Origin of the sequence: Dactylosporangium sucinum, assembly GCF_014647515.1 — a bacterium.
GTDB lineage: Bacteria > Actinomycetota > Actinomycetes > Mycobacteriales > Micromonosporaceae > Dactylosporangium > Dactylosporangium sucinum.
The window spans coordinates 43,833-65,460 of sequence record NZ_BMPI01000059.1 but is presented as its reverse complement, the minus strand read 5'-3'; the positions used below and the strand labels follow the sequence as shown (position 1 = coordinate 65,460).

General features: G+C 69.6%; 18 protein-coding genes and 3 pseudogenes. 13 read left to right on the top strand and 8 right to left on the bottom strand.

From position 1 onward, the window contains the following. Positions 1–313: 313 nt before the first annotated feature. Positions 314–1,066 (bottom strand): GntR family transcriptional regulator, encoded by a 753-nt coding sequence (locus IEZ31_RS41860; protein WP_190255684.1) that lies wholly within the window; start codon positions 1,064–1,066, stop codon positions 314–316. 285 nt (positions 1,067–1,351) lie between these two features. Between IEZ31_RS41860 and IEZ31_RS41855 the strand changes: the two genes are divergently transcribed. The 8 genes from IEZ31_RS41855 to IEZ31_RS41820 are packed head-to-tail and all read left to right on the top strand — an operon-like array spanning position 1,352 to position 10,629. Then, entirely contained in the window at positions 1,352–2,962 is a 1,611-nt protein-coding gene (locus IEZ31_RS41855) for an ABC transporter substrate-binding protein (RefSeq protein WP_190255683.1), read from the top strand. A 17-nt stretch (positions 2,963–2,979) separates the two neighbouring features. Continuing rightward, on the top strand, positions 2,980–3,909 hold the full coding sequence (locus IEZ31_RS41850; protein WP_190255682.1) for an ABC transporter permease: 930 nt from the start codon (positions 2,980–2,982) through the stop codon (positions 3,907–3,909). After that, a complete protein-coding gene (locus IEZ31_RS41845; RefSeq protein WP_190255681.1) occupies positions 3,906–4,727 on the top strand; it encodes an ABC transporter permease in 822 nt (273 codons plus the stop codon). Before IEZ31_RS41850 ends, IEZ31_RS41845 begins: the two co-directional genes overlap by 4 nt. A gap of 6 nt (positions 4,728–4,733) precedes the next feature. Beyond that, entirely contained in the window at positions 4,734–5,765 is a 1,032-nt protein-coding gene (locus IEZ31_RS41840; RefSeq protein ID WP_190255680.1) for an ABC transporter ATP-binding protein, read from the top strand. Beyond that, positions 5,749–6,537, top strand: a complete 789-nt coding sequence (locus IEZ31_RS41835; protein WP_190255679.1) for an ABC transporter ATP-binding protein — start codon at positions 5,749–5,751, stop codon at positions 6,535–6,537. The genes IEZ31_RS41840 and IEZ31_RS41835 overlap by 17 nt, the downstream gene beginning before the upstream one ends. Beyond that, positions 6,534–7,766, top strand: coding sequence for a M20/M25/M40 family metallo-hydrolase (locus tag IEZ31_RS41830; RefSeq protein WP_190255678.1), 1,233 nt, complete (start codon positions 6,534–6,536; stop codon positions 7,764–7,766). Before IEZ31_RS41835 ends, IEZ31_RS41830 begins: the two co-directional genes overlap by 4 nt. After that, positions 7,766–8,593, top strand: coding sequence for a polysaccharide deacetylase family protein (locus IEZ31_RS41825; RefSeq protein ID WP_190255677.1), 828 nt, complete (start codon positions 7,766–7,768; stop codon positions 8,591–8,593). Before IEZ31_RS41830 ends, IEZ31_RS41825 begins: the two co-directional genes overlap by 1 nt. Beyond that, on the top strand, positions 8,590–10,629 hold the full coding sequence (locus IEZ31_RS41820) for a prolyl oligopeptidase family serine peptidase (protein ID WP_190255676.1): 2,040 nt from the start codon (positions 8,590–8,592) through the stop codon (positions 10,627–10,629). The genes IEZ31_RS41825 and IEZ31_RS41820 overlap by 4 nt, the downstream gene beginning before the upstream one ends. A gap of 52 nt (positions 10,630–10,681) precedes the next feature. On the opposite strand, the pseudogene IEZ31_RS41815 reads toward IEZ31_RS41820, so the two are convergent. Next, positions 10,682–10,858 (bottom strand): annotated as a pseudogene (locus tag IEZ31_RS41815) (aminotransferase class III-fold pyridoxal phosphate-dependent enzyme); the annotation flags it as partial. A gap of 417 nt (positions 10,859–11,275) precedes the next feature. Between IEZ31_RS41815 and IEZ31_RS41810 the strand changes: the two are divergent. Then, the gene (locus IEZ31_RS41810) at positions 11,276–13,372 is read left to right on the top strand and encodes an NACHT domain-containing protein (protein WP_190255675.1); all 2,097 of its coding nucleotides are present in this window, start codon (positions 11,276–11,278) and stop codon (positions 13,370–13,372) included. Between the two features lie 64 nt (positions 13,373–13,436). Here the strand turns inward: IEZ31_RS41810 and IEZ31_RS41805 are convergent, their stop codons facing one another. Further along, on the bottom strand, positions 13,437–14,378 hold the full coding sequence (locus IEZ31_RS41805) for an alpha/beta fold hydrolase (protein ID WP_229836540.1): 942 nt from the start codon (positions 14,376–14,378) through the stop codon (positions 13,437–13,439). A 38-nt stretch (positions 14,379–14,416) separates the two neighbouring features. Between IEZ31_RS41805 and IEZ31_RS41800 the strand changes: the two genes are divergently transcribed. Beyond that, positions 14,417–15,067: a TetR/AcrR family transcriptional regulator gene (locus tag IEZ31_RS41800; RefSeq protein ID WP_229836537.1), complete on the top strand. Its 651-nt coding sequence runs from the start codon at positions 14,417–14,419 to the stop codon at positions 15,065–15,067. On the opposite strand, the gene IEZ31_RS41795 is transcribed toward IEZ31_RS41800, so the two are convergent. Further along, on the bottom strand, positions 15,034–15,555 hold the full coding sequence (locus IEZ31_RS41795; protein WP_190255674.1) for a hypothetical protein: 522 nt from the start codon (positions 15,553–15,555) through the stop codon (positions 15,034–15,036). The two genes, IEZ31_RS41800 and IEZ31_RS41795, sit on opposite strands and share 34 nt — an antisense overlap. 551 nt (positions 15,556–16,106) lie before the next feature. Between IEZ31_RS41795 and IEZ31_RS41790 the strand changes: the two genes are divergently transcribed. Beyond that, positions 16,107–16,940 carry an undecaprenyl-diphosphate phosphatase gene (locus tag IEZ31_RS41790; protein ID WP_190255697.1) on the top strand — a complete coding sequence of 278 codons (834 nt, stop codon included), beginning with the start codon at positions 16,107–16,109 and terminating at the stop codon, positions 16,938–16,940. A gap of 421 nt (positions 16,941–17,361) precedes the next feature. Here the strand turns inward: IEZ31_RS41790 and IEZ31_RS41785 are convergent, their stop codons facing one another. The 4 genes and pseudogenes from IEZ31_RS41785 to IEZ31_RS41770 form a co-directional block, all read right to left on the bottom strand. Further along, positions 17,362–18,027, bottom strand: coding sequence for an AIM24 family protein (locus IEZ31_RS41785; RefSeq protein ID WP_190255673.1), 666 nt, complete (start codon positions 18,025–18,027; stop codon positions 17,362–17,364). 138 nt (positions 18,028–18,165) lie between these two features. Further along, on the bottom strand, positions 18,166–18,948 hold the full coding sequence (locus tag IEZ31_RS41780; protein WP_190255672.1) for a Bax inhibitor-1/YccA family protein: 783 nt from the start codon (positions 18,946–18,948) through the stop codon (positions 18,166–18,168). A 93-nt stretch (positions 18,949–19,041) separates the two neighbouring features. Further along, positions 19,042–19,302, bottom strand: a complete 261-nt coding sequence (locus IEZ31_RS59565) for a sporulation protein (protein ID WP_190255671.1) — start codon at positions 19,300–19,302, stop codon at positions 19,042–19,044. 743 nt (positions 19,303–20,045) lie between these two features. Continuing rightward, positions 20,046–20,295: pseudogene (locus tag IEZ31_RS41770) on the bottom strand (IS6 family transposase); the annotation flags it as partial. Positions 20,296–20,400: 105 nt separating this feature from the next. Between IEZ31_RS41770 and IEZ31_RS41765 the strand changes: the two are divergent. Continuing rightward, positions 20,401–20,865 (top strand): hypothetical protein, encoded by a 465-nt coding sequence (locus IEZ31_RS41765; RefSeq protein ID WP_190255670.1) that lies wholly within the window; start codon positions 20,401–20,403, stop codon positions 20,863–20,865. A gap of 180 nt (positions 20,866–21,045) precedes the next feature. Beyond that, positions 21,046–21,582 (top strand): annotated as a pseudogene (locus IEZ31_RS41760) (hypothetical protein); the annotation flags it as partial. Between the last annotated feature and the right edge of the window lie 46 nt (positions 21,583–21,628).

Genomic DNA, 21,628 nt, shown 5'->3' with positions numbered 1-21,628 from the left:
GCAGCGTGCGCCAGCTGCGTCTCGGTCAGGACCAGCGTCACCCCGGCCGCCACCGCGGCGGCGGGCGCGGGCACGGGAGTGGCCGGCACCCAGCCTTTGCAACGGAGCGCGGCTTACGTCGCATCGACCAACCCGGTCCGGGTGGCCCACCGGACGGCGCTCGGCCTGTACGAGGCGGCGGAACGCTCGCATGACGCAGCCTCGGCCGGCACTTGGCCAGGAGTCTGCGCTGCATCAGCAACCCGCTCGCCGTGGATCGCCGACATCCGTTCGGCGATCCATCGGCCGCTCGACGGCTGGGGAGGCACAGCGGTCAGTGCCCGGACCGGTGCAGCCGCATCCGGTACGAGTAGAGCTCGGGTACGTAGTAGGCGACGGCCAGTTCGACCAGCTCGCCGGCGCTGTTGGAGTACATCTTGTCGATGCGCAGGACCCGTTCGCCGGCTTCGCAGGGCAGTTCGGCGGCGGCGAAGGGCGGCAGCTCGGCCACGATGATGCTCTGCTCGGCGTCGGTGATCGGCAGTTCCAGCCGTTCGTCGAGCAGGGCGACCACCGAGGTTCGGCTCACCGTGCGCGGCTGGGTCAGCTCGGGCGTGCCGTCGAGGAGCCGTCCGATGTGGACGGGCAGGTAGACCCTGGTGAAGGAGAACGCGACACCGTCGTGCAGGCGACGGAACGAGCAGGTCAGCACCTCGTCGGAGGCGAGCCGCAGCCGGCTGGCCGCATCGAGGTCGATCCGCTTGCGGAGCGGCTCGACCACCTCGAGGTCCGTCTCGTCCGCGATGCCGAGCAGGTCCCGAACGGTGCCGCGGGGCGACGCCGGGGTCGACGGGCTGATGGCCGCGAAGGTGCCCCGTCCCGGCACCCGCAGCAGCAGGCCCTCGGCCTCCAGGTCCTGGATCGCGCGCCGCACCGTGTGCCGGCTCAAGCCGTAGCTGGCCATCAGCTCCGCCTCGGTGGGCAGCCGGGCACCGTTGTCGTACTCGCCGTTGAGCACGGCGGAACGCAGTTGCTGGGCCACTGTGCGGTACGCCGAGTCGCGACCGCGAGCCCCGTTGCTGGACATCCGGCACCTTCTCCTGACGTGGCGGGCGAGTCAATCGCCGCCAACATTGTCCGTACAAATTCGCGGGATCTTCCGGGCGATCACACGGTATCCCAGCAATAAAGCCAAAGTCCATGTTGACAAAGTCCGGTCATGAGCACAACATCGACCCACACGGCACATGCATGGCCGGATCGAATCAATCACCTCCACTGTCAACCCGCGTGCTCGCGTCTGCCGAGCCGGGTGGACGGGCGGACCGCCATTTCAGGACGGAGATTCACCATGCCATCGGGCGATGAAACCATGAGCCAGATCAACACCATGAGCCACCTCGGCACCCTGAACAGAGCCGCGTTTCTGCGGCTGGTCGGCGGGTCGATCGCAGCGGCGGCCGGGCTTCCGCTGCTCACCGCGTGCGGGCCGGACAAGCCGGACGGCACAGCACCGGCGGGGAACGCGAGCCCGCCCGCGAAGCCCACCGGCACCGCCACGCTGGCCGTCATCGGAACCGTCGCGTCGCTCGACCCGGCCCGGAAGGGCGACTATCAGTCGTACTACGTCACCGAGGCCGCCTACGACGGCCTGACGAACTGGAAACAGGACCCCGTCGAGCTGGCACCCGGGCTGGCCACATCGTGGTCGTCGAACGCCGACGCCACCATCTGGACGTTCGAGCTCCGCACCGACGTGACGTTCCACGACGGCACCCCGCTGACCGCGACGGCGGTCAAGAAGAGCTTCGAGCACTACCGCAGCGGCAAGGGGTCGTTCATGGGCGCGTACGTGGGCGACTTCGCCTCCATCGACGACAGTCGCCCATCCACCGTGGTCATCACCTACCCGCGGCCCTTCCCCGACCTGGCCCGGAACGCGCCGTGGCTGGGTATCGTCTCCGCGCAGGCGTTGACCGGCACACCGGACGAGATCGCGGCCCGGCTGGACCGAACGTCCGCGGGTGCCGGCGCCTTCCAGGTAACCCGCTCAAACGACGGCGGCACGGTCACCGCAACCGCGTTCGACAAGTACTGGGGAACCGGACCGTACCTGGCGAAACTGGTCTTCCGGTCGCTGCCCGACGAGAGCGCCCGGGTGGCCGCATTGCGCTCCGGCGACGTCGACTGGATCCCGCAGGTCTCCCCGCAGCCGTTCAAGCAGCTCCGATCCGCCTACCAGAGCAGTACCACCGCGAGTTGGCTGCAGACGATGGCCATCTTCGCCGCGGACCGCGGCCCGACCGACAACCGGCTGGTGCGGCAGGCTATCGCGTACGCGATCGACCGGGCGGCCATCGTCAAGGCCCTCATGCAGGACGAGGCGCAGGTCGCCCAGAGCAACATCCCGCCCGGCTGCTACGGGTACGTCGAGGCGACGCCGCGCTACCAGCCCGACCCGGCCAAGGTGAAGTCGCTGCTGTCGGGACTCGGCACGCTACCCACCATCGTGGTCGGCTACGACGCCGGCTCGGACTACCGGCAGAAGCTCGGCCAGGTGATCGCGAGCCAGCTCTCCGCGGCGGGCATTCCGGCCACCGCCCAGGTGATGTCCGGCGCCGATTCGCAGAACGAGTTCGACGCCACCAAGCCGCGCAAGTACCACCTCTTCCTGACCCAGTTCGGCTGGATCAACGGCGGACCGTTCTTCTACGCGCCCGGCGGCGCCTACAACCTTGCCGCCCTGGCCCGCTACACCGATCCGGCGTTCCTGGACCTGCAGACCCGGGCGAGCTCGGTGGCGGACGGGCCGCAGCGGCTGGATCTGATGCAGCAACTGCAGAACAGCGCCGCCGAGGAGATGTTCGCACTGGCCCTGTTCAACATCCAGGCCACCGACGTCTTCTCCCGCGAGCTCTCCGGCTACCTGACGCCCGCGGACGGATTCGGTCCGCGGTTCAACGCCACCTACCGCAACCGCTGACGGTCGGGAGGCTCGGCATGACACACCTACCCAAGTACATCGGCACCCGGCTCGGCCAGGGCATCGCGGTGGTGTTCGGCGCGATCACCGTCGGCTACGTGCTGATCAACGTGGTCGGCGATCCGGTCGCGGCGATGAGCACCCGGCAGCTGACCGCCGAACAGCAGGCGGCGCTCACCCAGCAGTACGGTCTGGACCAGCCGCTGGTGCCACGATTCCTGCACTACCTCGCCGGGGTAGCACGCGGGGATCTCGGCCAGTCCTACGTCTCCGAGGACTCCGCCGCCGGCCTGGTCCTCAACGCGCTGCCCAAGACCGGCGTGTTGGTCGCCGTGGCCCTGGCCGCCGCGCTGCTGGTCGCCATACCGCTCGCGGTGCTCGGCGTGCTCCGGCAGGGCAGCCTGCTCGACCGGCTCCTGGAGCGGTTCGTCATCCTCACCCAGGGCATACCGGACTTCTGGCTGAGCCTCATCCTCGTACTGGTCTTCGCCGTGCAGCTGTCGCTGCTGCCGAGCATCGACGACGGTTCGCCGGCCGCGGTCGTCCTGCCCGCCGCCGCGCTCGCCCTGCCGCTGATCGCCACGATCATGCGGATCTACCGAGCGGAGCTGGCACAGGTGCTCGTCCCGGACTTCGTCGCCGCGATGCGGCTGCGCGGGCTCGGCACCGCCCAGATCGTCTGGCGGCACGCGGTGCCCAACGCGCTCGCTCCGCTGGCGACCTTCCTCGCGCTGCAACTGGGCTGGCTCATGGGCGGCACCCTCGCGGTCGAGACCATCTTCGGCTGGCAGGGCATCGGCGCGCTCGCGGTCACCGCGACCAACCAGCAGAACCTGCCGGTGCTCGAAGCACTGATCATCATGATGGCGGTGACGTTCGTGCTGATCAACCTCGCCGCCGACCTCGCGGTGTACGCACTCGATCCCCGAGTGAGGGCGGCCCGATGAGCACCATCAACAGTTCGCTCCGGCTGGCCGTCACCCTCGTCGCCGTCGCCGCCGCTACCGCGGTCTACGGAGCGGTCGTCCTGCCCGACCCCACCGCGCAGGACCTGCTCGAGGCCTACCTCGGACCGGGCCGGGCCGGGCACCTGCTGGGCACCGACGCCCTGGGGCGCGACATCTTCAGCGGTATCGCGGCGAGCATCGCCACGGCCGCGCTGGTCGGTCTCAGCGTGGTGCTGATCTCGGCGATCATCGGCGTCACCGTCGGCCTGGTGTCCGGCTACCGTGGCGGCTGGCTGGACGCGGTGCTGATGCGCGCGGTCGACCTGCAACTGTCCATCCCGCCGCTGCTCCTGTTTGTCAGCATGGTGGCGGTCCTGGGCCACAGCCTGCCGGCGATGATCGCCCTGCTCTGCCTGCCGTCCTGGGTGCCGTACGCCCGGGTGGTCCGGGGCAAGGTGCTCGCGGACCGGCAACGCCCCTCCGTCACCGCCGCCAGGCTGGCCGGCGCCACCCGGCTGCGCGTGATGACCCGGCACCTGCTCCCGGCGAGCCTGCCCAGTGTCCTGGTGCTCGGTTCACTGCAACTGGGCTGGGTCCTGCTCTGGGAGTCGGCGCTGAGCTTCGTCAACCTCGGCGTCCAGCCGCCCACGGCGAGCTTCGGCCAGCTCATCGCCGCGGGCCGGCAGGACCTGCAGAGCGCCTGGTGGGTCGTGGTCTTCCCCGGCCTGACCCTGGCCCTGCTGGTGCTGGCGGCAAACCTCCTCGGCGACGGGCTCGGCAAGCTGCTCGACGTCGACGCCCGGCTCATCGAGAGGTGATACCCGATGCCTGAATCGGACAACTTCCACGTCAGCGGGCTGACCGTGCGCGCCGCCGGCCCCGACCGCCCGGCCCTGGTCAGCGGGGTCGAGCTGACCGTCGCACCCGGACAACTCCTCGGCATCGTCGGCGAGACCGGTGCGGGCAAGACGCTCACCATCCGCGCCATGCTCGGCCTACTGCCGGCCAACCTGCGCGGCCAGGGGCGGGTGCGGTTCCGTGGCCGGGAGCCGATCGACGTCGCCGACCTGCCCCGGCTGCGCGCCGCCCTGGGACGCCGGATCACCTGCGCCCTCCAGAACCCGATGACCATGCTGGACCCGCGCCAGCGGGTCGGCCGCCAGATCGTCGAGGGCGTGGTCCACACGCGTTTGCTCACCCGGCGGGAGGCGCGCGAGCGGGCGCACCGGCTGCTGGCCCGGATGGGCTTCCGCGACCCGGAGCGGGTGACCCAGCTGTACCCTCACCAACTCAGCGGCGGGATGGCCCAGCGGGTGGTGCTGGCCGGCTGCCTGATGCCCGAGCCCGAGGTCGTCGTCCTCGACGAGCCGACCTCGGCCCTGGATGCCCAGGTCCGGGTCGAGGTGCTGGAACTGTTGCGGGAGGCCGCGACCGACAGCAACACCGCGATCGTCATGATCGGTCACGACCTCACCCTGATGCGGCAGTTCAGCGACCGGATCGTGGTGATGTACAGCGGCGAGATCGTGGAGCGGGGAGCCACCCCGGACGTGATCCGGGCCCCGGCACACCCGTACACCGAGGCCCTGATCGCCTGCTCCGCCATGGACGATTCGCAGCACCGGCAACGACTGGCCACCATTCCCGGAACCGTGCCGGCCCCGTCCGAGCGGCCCTCGGGATGCTGGTTCCACCCCCGCTGCCGGCATGCCGTGCCCCGATGCGCCGGCGAACACCCATCGCCCACCGTCCTGGGCGACCGCGCCGTGGCCTGTCATCTGCCTCGGCTGCCCGGTCCGGCCACGGTTTCCGCGGCCGACGCGTCGAAAGGAGCACACCATGCCGGCGGCGACTGAACACCCCGGACCCGTCGTCCAGGCCGAGCACGTGTCGGTCCGGTATGGCTCGCGCCGCCATCCGCACGACGCGTTGCGGGACGTCTCGTTCCAGGTGCGCCAAGGCGAGACGCTCGCCGTCATCGGCGAGAGCGGCGCGGGAAAGTCGACGCTGACCCGGGTCGTCGCCGGGCTGGAGCAACCCACCGGCGGACAGGTGCGGATCAACGGCCGGATCCCCGTGGTCCGGTCCGGGGTGATCTCCCCGGTGCAGATCGTGTTCCAGAACCCGCTGCTCGCCCTCAACCCCCACTGCTCGGTGGGCGCCAGCGTCGCCGAACCGCTGCGGGCGTTGCCCCGCCGGGCGCGCGCCGAACGCGTCGCCGCCCTCGTCGACGCCGTGGGTCTGAACCCGCGCCGGGCCGGCGAGCGGCCCGGCGCGTTCAGCGGCGGTCAGCTCCAGCGCCTGGTACTCGCCCGGGCGCTGGCCGCCGAGCCGCAGGTGCTCATCTGCGACGAGGCCACATCGGCACTCGACGTCTCGGTGCAGGCCCAGATCGTGAACCTCATCCTGGACCTCCAGGCCACCCAGAACTACGCCTGCCTGTTCGTCACCCACGACCTCGCGGCGGCCCGCGTCGTCGCCGATCAGGTCATGGTGCTGCGCCAGGGCCGGTGTCTGGAGCTGGCCCCCGCCGGCCAGTTCTTCCGGCAGCCCAGCTCCGACTACGCCCGTTCCCTGCTCACCCTCTCCGGCAACCGGCCGGCCCACGCCCACGAGGAGATCCTTTGACGGTCGAAGCCATTGGCGAGCTGACACACGCCGTCGCCGACCGGCGGAACGAGCTGGTCACCCTGACCCGGGAGCTGGTACAAGCGCCGTCCGTGGTGGGCGCGGAGGAAGCCGCCCAGACGATCATGGAGGACCGGCTCACCGCCCTCGGCTTCGCCGTGACCCGGGTGCGCCTCGCCGACCACGTCGATCCCGATGACAACACGGCCGGGTACCCGCCGCTGCCCGCCGCAGACCGCTCCTGCGTGGTCGGCACCTTCCCCGGCTCGGGGCATGCCCCCGCGGTGCACCTGTCCGGCCACATCGATGTGGTACCGGTCGAGGACGCCGAACGATGGTCGGCGGATCCGTTCTCCGGCAGAGTGTCCGACGGCCGGGTCTGGGGCCGGGGAGCCGGGGACATGAAGGGCGGACTCGCCGCATACCTCATCGCGGCGGCCGCGTATCTGGACGTCTTCGGGTCGCCGCCCGGCGACCTCGTGTTCAGTTCCGTCCTGGAGGAGGAGTGCGGCGGGAACGGCATGAAGGCCGTGCTCGCCGCCGGGTACCACGGCGACGCCACGCTGATCGGCGAGCCGAGCGGGCTGCGGCTCCAGCACGCCGGGGTGGGGGTGGTGTGGGCCCGGGTGACGGTGCGCGGCGCCGGCTCGCATCCGGCCTTCGCCGACGGACCTTCACCGTCCGCCTCGCTGCTGACCGTCCTGACGGCGTTGGGGGACCTCGAACAGCATCTGAGCGACCACGCCGGTGACCGGTTCTTCCACGAGCACCTGGCCCGGCCTTACCGGCTCACGGTCGGGCAGCTGGGCGGGGGTGTGTGGCCGTCCTCGGAGCCCACCACGGTGGCCGCGCGGGTCCGACTGGGCTTCGGGCGGGACCTCACCCCGGCGCAGGCGCAGCGACGGATCGCCCAGACGGTCCTGGCCGCCTGCCCGGAGGCCACTGTCGAGTTCGAGGGATTCCGGGCTCCCGCGTACTGCCACGATCTCGACCACGACCTCGGCCGTGCGCTGACCCGCGCACACCGCGAGGTCACCGGAGACGTGCCAGCACGCCGGGTCCTGGGCGGGACGACGGACGCGCGCTCGGTGCCGGGAGCCTGCGTGTGCTACGGACCGGTGGCAGGCAACATCCACAGCATCGACGAATGGGTCGACATCACGTCGATGGTGCAGACCGCTCAGGTCGTCGCCCTCACCCTGCGTCAACTGCAGCACGGGGAGGCGTAATGTCGCGACACCTGGTCTGCCTCACCTTCGACTTCGACACCACATCGCTGTTCACCGCGAGTGGCCTGACCTCACCCAGCGCCCTCTCGCGCGGAGAGTTCGGCGCACTGGCCAGCCGCCGCATCCTGGACCTGCTGCACCGGTACGGGCTGCGGGCGACCTGGTTCGTTCCCGGCCACACCATCATGTCGTTCCCCCGTGAGTTCACGGCGGTGGTGGAGGCCGGCCACGAGATCGCCAACCACGGCTTCACCCACCGGTCCATGGCACAGCTCGGCCGGGACGAGCAGGAGCAGGAACTGCTCGACGCCAACGCCCTCATCCGGCAGCACACCGGAGCGGATCCGGTCGGCTTCCGCGCACCGGGCTGGGAGCTGGCCGAGCAGACCGTCCCGCTGCTCATCGAGCACGGATTCCAGTACGACAGCAGCATGATGGCCTCCGACCACCAGCCGTACTTCGCCCGCGTCGGCGACCACGTCGATCCGCGCGGCATCCGGTTCGGCACGCCGTCGCCGCTGGTCGAGGTGCCGGTGAGCTGGTCGCTCGACGATTTCCCGGTGTTCGAGTTCTGGCCCACCGACGGCGGCGTGATCCCCGGGCTCAGGTCAACCGCCGAGGTCGAGGCCAACTGGTTCGACGACTTCGAGTACCTGCGCCGGAGCGTCCCGTGGGGCGTCCTCGTCCTGACCCTGCACCCGTTTGTCATCGGGCGCGGGCACCGGATGCTCATGCTCGAACGGCTGATCGTACGGCTGCTGAACGCCGGCGCCGTCTTCACCCCGATCCACGAGGCGGTGCGGGAATGGCAGGGGGACCAGCGGTGAACAGCTCGCTGGAGGCGTTCGGCCTGGCCGTGACCGGCTGTGCCGACCAGTGCGGCGCGGTGCGCTTCAACGACCCGTACCGGATGTTGGAGGACGAGACCGTGCCCGTCCGCCGGTGGCAACACCACCAGTCGGATTCGGGCCGGGACAAGGTACACGCGCTGGTCGGCACGGACCGCCTGGCCGAGCTCACCGCCGAACTGCGCCGGCACCTGGACACCGTGCCGTCCGGGCCGCACCTCGGCCGGCACCGGGTCGGCGCGGACCGCCGGACGGTGCTCGACCGGGACACCCTGTGCTGGTCGGTCACCGCCGTCAGCGACGACGGCGACGAAGAGATCGACTGGCTGGTGCCGTCCCCCGACGGAGCGCTACTCGCCATCGGCGTCACCGCGCAGGGCGACGAGCAGACGACCCTCCATCTGGTACCGACCGCCGACGGCCGGCAGTACAGTTGGCAGCACGGTCCGATCCGTAACGTCGGGTCACTCGTCTGGGTGCCGGACTCCAGTGGCGCATTCCTCACCAAGGGGCTCGGCGACCACGAGAAGCCGCTCAAGCGGCTCCACCACCTCGACCTCACCAGCGGGAGCCTGACCATGGTCCCGGCTCCGGAGGCCGTGGCGAGCGCCCGCATGTTCGTCCAGCTGTCGGCCGACGGCCGGCTGCTGGCAGCGGCGAGCACCGCGATGCACCCACGCGTGCTGGGCATCCTCGACCGGGCCAGCCACACCTGGTACCTGGGCCCCGACAACCTCGACGGGCACGTCCTCCACGGCGACTTCGTCGGTTCCCGGTACGCTGCGGTGACCAGCCTCGACGCCCCGACCGGCCGGATCGTCTCACTCGAGGTCAGCGACATCGCGACGCCGGCACGGTGGCGCGAGCTCGTACCGGCGAGCACGAGCGTACTGCGGGCCCTGCGCGCCTGGGGCGACCGGCTCGTCGTGTCCGAGCTGCGGGAAGGCCGTCCCGCCCTGTTCACGATGGACGCCGACGGTGCGGGCCGACGACCGGTGCCCGTCCCCGCCGGCGTTGCGGTCTGCGCGCTCGATGGGTCGCCGATCCTGCCGGCGGCCGACCCGCCGGTGCTCCCCGACGGCCGAGCCCTGGTGTTCACCGGCTCCGAGCCGTCCGGCTCCGTCCGGGTCTGGCGGTTCGACCCGGGCACCGGCACCACCCGTGCGCTGACCGAATCCCGGTCGACACTGCCGCCCCTGGCCGTCGAACGGCACGCGGCCCGCGCCGAGGACGGACACGTGGTGCGCTACGACACGATCCGGCTCGCCACACTGCCCCCGGACGCACCGCTGCCGCACCTGCTGACCGGGTACGGCGGCTTCAACCAGGCGTCGCTGACCGGCACGCACCCCGGGCCGTACGCACCCTGGCTACTCGCCGGTGGGGCGTTGACCTTCGCCCACGCCCGCGGTGACGCCACCTTCGGCTACCACCTGTGGCGCGACGGCCGGCGGGCACACAAACAGCACACCTTCAACGACGTGTACGCCGTGGCCGACCACCTGATCGCGACCGGGCGCGCCGACCCGCGGCGGCTGGCCCTGGCCGGGGCGAGCAACGGCGGGCTGCTGGTCGCGGTCGCGATCACTCAGCGGCCGGACCTGTTCGCCGCGGCGGCCGCGTTGGTGCCCATCACCGACATGAACCGCCTCTACCGTGAGCGGTTCCCCGAAACGTTCCGTCCCGAGTACGGTGACCCGCGTGTCGAGGCCGAGGCGGCCTGGCTGCGCCGGTACTCGCCGTACCACAACGTCCGCTCCGGGGTGGACTACCCACCGACCATCATCGTCGGCGGTGATCGGGACATGCGTATCCACGCCTGGCACGCGCGCAAGCTGTGGGCGGCGCTGGTCGACAACGCGGCCCGTCCCGAGCACATCGTGCTGCGCGTCCACGAGCGGGCGGGTCATCTCACGACCGGCCGGGACGCCGCACGGGTGGCGGAGTGGCTCGGCTTCCTGATGGCACACACCGGACTCGGCGGCCGGAGATCGGGCGACGTGGATCCGGGGTGACACCGGTCGATGAAGAGGCCAAAATCGGGTGAACGGGAGCGAATGAAGATCTTCACGCGTGAGCTTCGATGGCGTCGAACGCTGTCTCGATGATGTCGAGGGCCTCGTGAAGCAGGCCGTCGCTGATCGTCAGGGGCGGCAGGAAGCGCAGCACGTTGCCGTACGTGCCACAGCTCAGGACGATGACGCCGTGCGTATGCGCGAAGGCGGCGACGGCCCGCGTAGCTTCGCTCGGGTCCGTTGTTCCGCACCCATCGTGGCGCGCTGCAGGACTTGGACGTCAGCGTTCGGATCGTGCGTCCCATCAGTACGGTCCGCGCCCTTGGTTGGCCATTCCCTTGGTTGGTCGTTCCCTTGTGGACGATGCCCGCCGATCGACAGGATGACGTACGTCGTCGACGGGTGCCTTCAGCTGCCGGTAGACGAGCAAGGTCCTCATCCGGGTGAGTCTCGCCCGCACCGTGCGATCTTGGCGCCTCCCGGCCGGCGGGTCACCCATTCATAGCGACTTCGCCGATTCCAGCGCCGTCGCGTCACGGGGAGAATGCCGAGTGTGAGTCGACCGAGGTTCCCGTGGCACCAGATCGTGGTACTCGCGCTCGTCGTCGCCGGCGCTGCGGTCCTAATGTGGCGGTGGGACTCAAATGTGCTGGGCAAGTGGATCGCGCTCACCGGGCTCAGCGTCGTCGGGCTGGTCGGATGGGTCGCTAAAGGCATTAACGCGTGGCGATCCGGCGGCGATGGCGCTGCGACGGTGTCACTGGACCAGGCAGGCGCCGATCTCGCCGCACGGGTGCGGCATACCTGGAGCCGTGAGGCGGCCCATCGAGGGCTGACCACACCGCAGGCCATTCCGCTGCTGCTCCGGCCGGCCGACCCGCGGATCGCCGCGCACCCCGCGCAGTGGACCGTCCCGTCCGGAGCCGCTGATGCGGCGGACCCGGACCGGCACCCGGGTCTGACCGGACAGGTCACGGAAGTGGCAGAGCTCTATCGCCGGGTGTCCACCGGCCGGCTAGTCATCGTGGGTCCACCCGGCGGCGGCAAGACGGCCGCAGCACTGCTCCTGCTGCTGGCCATCGCCGACGTACCACGGGCGGACGGACGGGTACCGGTGTGGTTCTCGCTGGCCTCGTGGGACCCGTCCGTCGGGACGATCGACCGTTGGATGGCCGAACAACTCGTCATCACGTACGGCACCCCGGCGGCGACCGCGCGGGCGCTCATCGACAACGACTGCCTACTGCCGGTGCTGGACGGGCTGGACGAGATCGCGGCGGCGTCTCTGCCGGCGGCCATCGCCGGCCTGCACGCGCTGGGCGCCACGCCGCTGGTGCTGACGTGCCGCACGTCGCAGTACACCCGTGCCGTGTCTGACGGCGTGCTGAGTGGTGCCGCCGTCGTGACGGTGGAGCCGGTCGACGCCGCCACGGCGGCCGACTATCTGGTGCGGTCCGGCACCGCGGACGTGAGCCGCTGGCAACCGATCCTGCGGGCTCTTCGCGACCCGGTACCGAACCCGTGCCAGCAGGCCCTGTGCAACCCGTTACTGCTCTCACTTGCCCGAACGGTGTACCAGGCACCGGCTGCCGATCCGGCCGAGTTGACCCGGTACCCGTCCGCCGAGCAGGTGGAGGACCGGCTGCTGGACGGCCTCGTCCCGGCCGTCTTCGGGCGTACCCCGGCCGACATCACCGCCGCCGATGCACGCCGCTGGCTGTCATTCTTCGCTGATCATCTGCACTTGCTCGGTCCGGCATCGATCGGCTGGTGGCGCCTGCCGCGCTGCGTCGACCCGTGGCGCCTCCGCGTTGCTGCCGGGCTGGCATACGGGCTGGCTGCCTCCGTCTGGACGACGATCGTCGTGCTCGTGTTCGTCGCGTACCTGAGCCCGACCGCGTCGCTTGTGGTCGGTCTGGCGGTCGGGCTCGCCGTCGCCGCAGCGGGTGCGCTGATTGGCCCGCCCGACCTGCCTCCCGCGCAGTACCGTCGACCCGGCTGGCGGGACGTGACGCGCGGATTCGCGACTGCGGTCCCGCTGGCCATGATGTTCGGAATCGTGGCGGGCCTGGTGGTCTGGCTCGCCACCGGGTTCGCAGACGCGCTGGGCGACAGCGCCTTGGTGCCAGCACTGGCGGACGCGACGGACATCGGCGCTGGTGTGTGCGTCGCGGTGGCCGTCATCGCGACGGTCTTGTTCGGGCTGGTCCGGTCGTTCTCGCGTCAACAGCGGGACGCCATCACACCCTTGTCGGCGTTCGGTACCGACGTCCGCGCTGGCGGCGTTATTGGTCTGATTGTTGGCGGCATCGCCGTGCTGCTCTTGGCGGTCCTCGCCCTGGTGCCGCCACACGCCGGGTTCGCCGTCGTCTCCATGATGTGGTATCGCTACGACGAGAGCCCCAGTCTCTCGTCGTTCGCGGTGGCCATGCCGATCCCCTTGCTGTCACTGTGGCTCATGGCGGTCCTTGGCATCGTGCTGTGGTTCGGGCTGCGAAGATCGACGTCGTGGTGGTACCTGATCGCCGTGGCGATATTGGCTCGCCGCGGCGTGGTACCGCGCCGGCCCTTGCGATTCCTTGAGGACGCGTACCGGCGGGGCGTGCTGCGCCAGGCCGCGATGCTCTACGAGTTCCGCCACGCCCGCCTCGCGCAGCGGCTCCGCACGACAGACCCGGACCGCCACGAGCCAGCCGCGCTGGCCAGGTGCGGCGACGCCGTCCAAGCGACCGGCCAGTCATGAATGCTTTGCGAGCGTGGCTCGGGGAGATGAGTACGGGTTCGGACGCCCACCGTGGCAACGGAGCTCACCCGGGGTCCTGCTCCCCGCTGCTGGGGGTCTGTGTTGGTTGGTCGTCAGGGCTGGGAACCCGTGCCTCGGCGATGAATCGCAGGACCCGGGCGTTGACCACGTCGGGAACTTCTGCGGGCAGGCCATGGCCGGCGTTGGGAACGATTTCGGCGCGTACGTCCGGTAGGAGTTCGGTGGTGCGAGCCAGCGCTGTGCGGGGGTCGAGGAGCGTGCTGCGCTGCGCCAGCAGCACAAGCGCCGGGAGGTGTATGGATCGCAGTTCGTCGTCGGAGAACGGTCGGGCCGGTGGTCGGTCGGGCTTGAAGGTGAGGGCGCTGATACGTACCGGTGTCGTGAGTTCGCGAGGCAGGATGAGTGCAGAGTTCGCCAGTAGCCGGGCGAGCCTAGCGCGTAGCCTGGGCGGGGTGCCGAGCGCGAACAGGCCGGCGAGCATGCTGAGGTAGAAGCGGATCCGGACCTTCTGCAGACCGCCGGGGTCGAGTGCGGTGATGGTGGCGAGCCGCTCGGGCCCGTAGATGGCCTGGTTGAGCGTCAGCCAGCCGCCGTAGGAGAGTCCGATCAGGTGCACGTTGTCAAGGTCGAGGCCGGCGAGGACGTCGTTGATCCAGGCGGCGTTGTCCAAGGAGTCGGTTACCGTGACGCGCTGGATGCTACGGCCGGGATCGTCGATGGTGTCGATCGCGTATACCGGGTGGTGCTCGCCGAGCGCGGCGACTTGTGGGTACCAGGTTGAGGCGTTCGCGCCGTGCCCGTGCAGCAACACAATCGGCTCACCGGTCGCAGGCCCGTAGCGGTGGACGTGGACCGTGCCGAATCGGGTTTCGATGTCGCGTTCCGTTCGGGGCTGCGGCCACAGTCGCATGGCTTCGTCGTACGCACGCAGGAACTTCGTGCGGGCGGACTCGCTGGTGAAGCGTGCAACGGCGGGTCTGGTCACGAGTAGCCTCCTGTCGGGTCACGTCACTCACCAATTTGATGGTACGAGCGTATCATCAAAAGGCGAAGGGGGATCGGGTCGAAATGCCGAAGCTGGCAGACCATGACGCACGCCGCGCACAGATCGCCGACGCCGTGCTCCGCATTGCGGGGAGCACCGGCCTGCACTCGGTGACGATGCGCTCCGTCGCCGCGGAGGCCGGCGTGTCCGTGCGGCTGGTGCAGTACTACTTCGAAACCAAGGAGCAGCTACTGCAGTTCACGCTCACACGCCTGGCGCAGCACATGGCCGAACGGCTCCGAGTTCGGGTAGCTGCGGCCGGCGAGGCGCCGACACCTCGCGACGTCGTCAACGCGGTGCTCACGGAGGCGCTGCCGACCGACGCGGAGAGCCGCACCTTCCACCTCCTCTACACCGCGTACGCGGTCCTGGCGGTCACCGACGCCAAGCTCGCGGCGCAGCCTTTCGTCGACGCCCCGAATGCGATGGAGGACCTCCTCGTTGCCCAACTGCGCGCTGCCCAGCAAGCCGGCGACATGACCGCCCAGCTGGACGCGCGGGTCGAGACCGTGGGCCTGCTGGCCATGTCGGCGGGTTTAGGCACCAGCGTTCTGCTGGGCCAACGTACGAAACGCGACGCGTTGGCGGTCCTGCACTACCACCTCAACCGGATCATGCCGACATCCTGAATGGGGAACCGTGAGGATCCTGCTTGCACAGGTAAGGCGGCGACCTGGTCGGTGCGGACGGCCTCGAGCAGGTCGAGAGTGGTCCGGTCGAGGGCTTCAGCGCCGCGGTTCTCGGACGACTGGTTGAAGGCGCCGTTGTTGGTTTTGATGGTGAGCAGGTCGTCACCGCCGATGCCGCGCATGGCGTAGGCCCAGTCGGCCAGTCCGATCCCGCCGCTGTCGATGGTCATGGCCTTGCCGACGACGTCGAGGACCTTGTTGAACTGCGCCGAGTTGGTCAGCACGTCCTGCTGAGCATCTTCTTGAAGATGGCCTTGATGAACTGCTGCTGGTGGCGCTGCCGGTCGTAGTCCGGGCTCGGTGCCGGCCCGGCTGGAGCGGGCCGGCACCTTCCAGCCGCGGCGCACCGGCACCCGCAACCCGTTCGGCGTGCTCGGCTCCGAGATCGTCACCGGCGCCGCGGTCTCCCCGGACCGCAGCCGGGTCACCCTGCGCACCTACGCCGACGCCTACACCTGGGCCGCCCCCGACGGTGACCTGCTCACGGCGATCACCACCGGCACTCCAGCCATCACCCCATTGCCCGACGAACCCCAGGGCGAGGCGATCGCCGCCACCGCCGACGGCCGTGACCTGCTCACCGTCTCCGACCAGCCTGGCCCCACCCGCCTGCTGCAGTACGCCCCCAACCCCGCCGCCGCAGCGAATACCCCGGCCGTCTTCCCGCCCGCCGCTGGGTCCGCGCGCAGCCCCGGTATCAGCCTGGCTGCGGGCGCGGCCGTCGGCGTCCTGATCTTGCTGACCGGCGTTGCCGGCCTGCTCGCCGCCCGCCGCCGTGACGCCGGCGGGGTCGTGCGCCGGCCGTCTCGCTGTGGCCGCAGGAAGGCGTCGACTTCTCAGCTGACCGCCCGGCCCCGGGTCGGCACCCGGACCCAGCGACCGGACCCGGCGACCGGTACCGTTGCCCGCTCGGAGCTTCGCAGACAAATCGGCGAGCGATGCCGAGCCCGTATGACGGAAGGGAGTCCGGGTGGATCCGGTGGGCTGGTTCGAGGCGGCGGTGCTGGGGCTGGTGCAAGGATTGACGGAGTTTCTGCCGATCCCCTCCTCCGCGCACCTGCGGATCGTCTCCGCTTTGGCGGGCTGGTCGGATCCGGGGGCGGCGTTCACCGCGGTGACACAGCTGGGCACGGAGGCGGCGGTGCTGCTGTACTTCCGGCGGGACATCGGCCGGATCGTGGCGACCTGGACCCGGTCGCTGTTCCGTCCTGCGCTGCGTCAGGAGGCGGATGCGCGGCTGGGCTGGTACGTCATCCTCGGCACCGTGCCGATCGCGGTCCTCGGGCTGCTGCTGCAGCACAGCATCGAGACGGTGTTCCGCGACCTGCGCCTCACCGCGGCGATGCTGGTCGGGTTCGGCCTGGTGCTGGCCTTCGCCGACCACGCCGCGACGAATCAGAAGACCCTGCCCGACCTGCGGCCCCGCAGTGCCCTCGTCTTCGGCCTAGCCCAGTCCCTCGCGCTCATCCCAGGGGTGTCCCGTTCGGGCGGCACGATCGCCGCCGGGCTGCTGATGGACTTCCGCCGGGACGCGGCCGCACGCTACTCGTTCCTGCTGGCCATCCCGGCCGTGCTGGCATCCGGACTCCTCGAGCTGACGAAAATCGGCGACACCGACACTCCGGCGGCCGGGCCGACCGCGCTGGCGACCGTGGTCGCGTTCGCGGTCGGCTACGCCGTCATCGCCTGGCTGATGCGCTACATCACCCACCACCGGTTCACGGTGTTCGTCATCTACCGCATCGCCGCAGGACTGCTGCTGTTCGCGCTCATCTTTGCCGGAGTACTCAGCCCTACCGCCGGCGCGACCTGACCCATCCCGCCTCGGCCAGCCCCCTCCGCCGCCTGAGTATCCGTGTGAGGACGACCAGGTGCGGGTCGAGCAAGCGGCTCGTCCCGCACCCGGCCCGGTTCAGAGGCCGAACGCGCCGCCCTCGGCCAGGCCATCGTTGCGGGTCTGCCTCAGAGCGTCATCCGGCGGTGCGGTTGCTGCCGCATCTGCCGGCGCCGTGCGCGACTCCGGCCGCAGTGTGTTGCCGCCGAGCCTGGCCTGGCCGGTAGCCGCAGCGAGACCAGCGCCATCTCGCTGCCGGACAAGGCGCCGTTGAGCAGGATCAGGCGACCGCACCTGGTAGTCGCCGTGTAGCGACCTGGGGGTATTGGGTTTCGTCGAGCGGGTGGGCAGGGCAGTGCAGTTGGCAGGCCGTTTGGTCGGGTCGGCGTGAGCCGGGCTGTCAGTGCGCCTGCTCGCTGGGTTGGACGACGACGAAGCCATGGCCGGTGAAGCTCATGGTGAATGCTTCACCGGTGGATCGGCCGATGAGGGTGCCGAGGCCGAGTTGGTCGGCGCGGTGGTAGCCGGTCTGCAGGTTGGCTGACCAGCAGATGGCGGCCTGAGGGTCGGCGTAGGTGGGTTCGTCGATGGTGAGGGTCAGTGGGTAGCCGTCGGTGGTGATGGCGATGCGGCCGGGGCCGGTGAACACGCAGTTGAACATGCCGGCTGCCGACAGCATGCCCAAGCCCTGCACCATCTTGATGTCGTACGTGACCGTCGTGTCGAAGGCCAGGATGTTGGCGCCGTTGACGGTGATGGCATCACCAGGCCCGAGGTCGATGAGGTGGATCTCTCTGGCCCGGTCGGCGAGCATGACGTCGCCCTTGCCGGCCAGTTTCATCAATGGCACGCCTTCACCGGTCAGTTTCGACTTGAGCCATTTCGCGGCGCCACCGGATCCGAGCGCGGTGAATTGGACCTGGCCCTGGTACGCGACCATGGATCCAGTGCGGGCGTAGCATTCGCCGTCGAGATCGACCTTCAACATGGACTTGTTCTGCAGTCGCATACCCGGCTCGGCGGATGCTTTCTCCAGGTTCTCGGTGGCGAACAGATCGCTGCGCATGACATCTCCTTCAAGGTTGCGGCCGAGGTGTTGCCGCGTAGCTGGTTGCGGTAGGTGACGTTCGCTGCGGCCAGGGAGCCCCGGGCTGTGTTGGTGGGCGGGCAAAGGCCGAGCAGTGGACGGGTTCCGGCGGGTTGCTCAGTCTTCCTGGAAGTAGGAGATCAGGCGCAGGAATTCCAGGTACAGCCAGACGAGTTCGACGAGGATGCCGAACGCGGCGAGCCAACCGTGCTTGCGGGGCAGCCCGGCCGCGATACCTTCTTCGATCTGGTTGAAGGTCACCACGAACATCAGCGCCGCGACCACGATGCAGGCGAGGCTGAAGAGGATGGCGAACGGTCCACCGTCACGCAGCGGCCCGGCCGAGCCGGTGAACATCGTGATGACGACATTGACCAGCATTACGACCGCGAGGCCGGCGGCCGCGCCGACGACAATGCGGGTGAACTTCGCCGAGGCCCGGATGATCCGGGCCCTGTACAGCGCGGCCATGACGAAGAAGACGCTCAGGGTGGCGATGACGGCGAGCATGACGATGCCGTTCCACCGGGTCTCGTAGGCCTTGGACACCGCTCCCAGGAAGACACCTTCCACCACGGCGTAGCCGAATAGCATGACCGGGTTGGTGATCTGCGCGAAAGAGATGACCAGCCCCAGGACGAGGCCGACGAGCATGGAGCCGATCCAGACCGGACCGATCGACTGCACCGGTACCAGCGCCCACGTCACTGCGGCGGCCAGGACCGCGGCGCCAAGCAGCGACACCGTCTTGACGACAACATCGTCGATGCTCATCACATCGCGGCGGCCAGTCGGGACGACGTCGGGGTAGCCGTACCCGGCAGGCCCGCCGGGTGCCTGGTAGGTGGGCTGGTACGCAGTGGCAGACAAGCGGCCCAGGACCGGGTTGGACGACTTCACAGAGCTATCCCTTCACAATTTGAGGCCCGGGAGGACGTTCGGCCCGGCAGCGGCCTGGGCCCTGGGACTGACTGCCACCGGGAAGTGAGCCCATCATTCGGATACGGGGGGCAGAGCCCGCGGCCGTGCCCGCCGTACCCCAGCGGTGGTGCGCACGAAGCGGCAGCCGATCGTCCCCAAGGCGTCCATGATGTGCTGATGCGCAGGGGAGGCATCCAGACGGGCCGGGTCGAAGTCACCCTTGGCGCTGCCTGACGCCACTGCTACCTCGGTGCGGACACCAATGTTGATGCACCAGTCCCGCCGGGCCTTGGCCGTTGATATCCGGTCGCAGGTGAAATGTGGCGAGCGCATGGTCAGCGACGACCAAGGGCACCGTGGCGGAAGCCGGCACCGCCGCTGGCGCAGCAAATGGATGCCGACCGGTGTAAGCGCACCGGTCCGCGGGGACGGTCAGCACGTCAACGATCGACACGATCCCGGCCACCGCCATTCGGACCGAAGCGGAGCGGGCCATCTGTAACGCCTGTCGTGCACCCCGGCCACGCCATCAGCTGCCTGACGCGGTTTGCTTCCGTCGGCGCGGGCATAGACAAACCTCAGCGCCACAAGATGGGCCGCCGGCATCACCGGCAGGATCAGCCCTATCGCTATCGACACGGCAGTGCCGACACCCCACATCGCCATCGGGCGCCAGCAAGCCGGACAGTCAGCCCCAGCGGCCGGCACGCACCCCGAGGTGTGCCCGTATCAGCCATGAAACCGACACTAGCACGTGAAACTGTACGGTTGCTGAAAGGATCTGGTCATGGCGGACCTGATGCACATCAGCGAAGGCCAAGTGATCCGCAGGCACCGCACCCGTCCCATGAAGACGCGGAAACCGCACGCCACCCGGCGCGTCGACCGCGTCGGACACGGGACCGGTCACAGCGCCTCGGCCAACTGGGGCCGTTGCGTTCTGGGATCGGTGGACGCGGTTGGTCCGCATCGGGTCCGGGGTCAGGTCGCCTTGGCGACTTCGGTGAACGCAACCGCGACGCGCACGGCGGGCGGGGCGTCGACGGCGAGTTCGTAGTGTCCGCGGCGGAGGTTCCCCTGACATACGTCTGATCGACAAACCACCTGTCCCCGGGTGTATGGCGACCGAACCGGGCGGCGTCGGCCAGTAGCGGGGGATCGCTGTACCCACCGGAAGACCGTGACGTGATCGACCTCCACGCCACGCTCGACCAGCAACTCCTCCACGTTGCGCCAAGACAAGCCATAGCGCAGGTACCAGCGCACGGCCACCACGATCACCTCCGATGGGAACCGGTACCCAGCGAACGCCGACTTCGGAGGCAGCCACGGCGGCGAAGGCTCGACAGCTTCACCGATCAAGCGCGCCTCGATCAAGCCGATGCCCAATGCAACGGAGCCGGTTGGGTTCCTCAGCACTACTGTGTGGCCGTGACCTCTACCATCGTTGTCGCCATCGCGGGCATCGTGGGCACCCTCGCCGGGACGGTTGTCGGGCCGTATGCAACCGCTAGATTCTCTGAGCGTCGTGAGCATCAAGCCCGCCTTCGAGACGCACGTATGGCGCTCTACCTGGACATCAACACGTCAGCCCGATCAGTTGCGAAGCACCTCGACTTCGTAATCGATCTACAGGCCGCCGGCGAGCTACGCCAGATTCCCACCCAGCCCGGTTGGGCAACTCTCGATGCCCGGATCGAGCTGCTCGCGACCGACGAGGTCAAGGAGGCGTTTCACTCGATGCACCATGCCCACGGCTTGGTAACTCGCAAGCTACAAGAGGTCAGCAGCAAGCCCGCCACGAAGCTAGAGCCCGGTGATCCCTCGGTGGTCGCTGCTCGGAGTGCAGTGAAGCGCATGTATGAGTTGACGAGGGCGGCGGTCGAGCAAGCCTGACGGTGCCGGCAACGATGACAACGTCGCCGAACCCTCGCCGGTTCGGTACCCCCCTGTCAGTGGGTCGACCACCACGGCTCGCCCTGACCGACGTCGGCACCGAGTTCGCCGGCGCCGACGCGCCCGCAGCTCGACGAGCCGGCGTTCGGCAAGCAGCGCGGTAGCCCGCTCACCGGCCACACCGACCGGGTGCGGGCGGTGACCACCACGATCCTCGACGGCCAGCCGGTCGCCGTCACCGCCAGCCACGACAACACCATCCGCGTCTGGGACCTCACCAGTGGCACGGAAACCGGCGCACCCCGCACCAAACAGCAGCGGTGGGTGCGGGCCGTCGTCGCCACCACCGTCAACGGTCGGTCCGTCGCCGTCACCGGCGGCTGGCAGGGCACCGTGCACCTGCGCGACCTAGCCGCCAACGGGGATGTCGGCACCCCAGCCACTGGCCGACACGGCAAACCCATCCAACGCCTCGCCGCCACCACCACCGGCAACGGACAACCCGTCGCGATCACCAGCAGCGGCAACGGCACCACCGAACCGTTGACAGTAGCTTCTCGATCCGTCCCAACAGGTAGTCGGCGATGTCGCGCTGTGACTGAGCTGACGGAAGTTTCGGCAGTCGGTGGTGGGTGTCCGCGCCGGTCCGTTGAGGGATGCACTGTCATCGGCAGTTCAGCGCACCGACCGGTGTCGGACCCGCGTCACGCGGCGTGACGGACGTCGCCGACCCTGCGCGCACGGTCGGCGGCGTGAGTGGGTG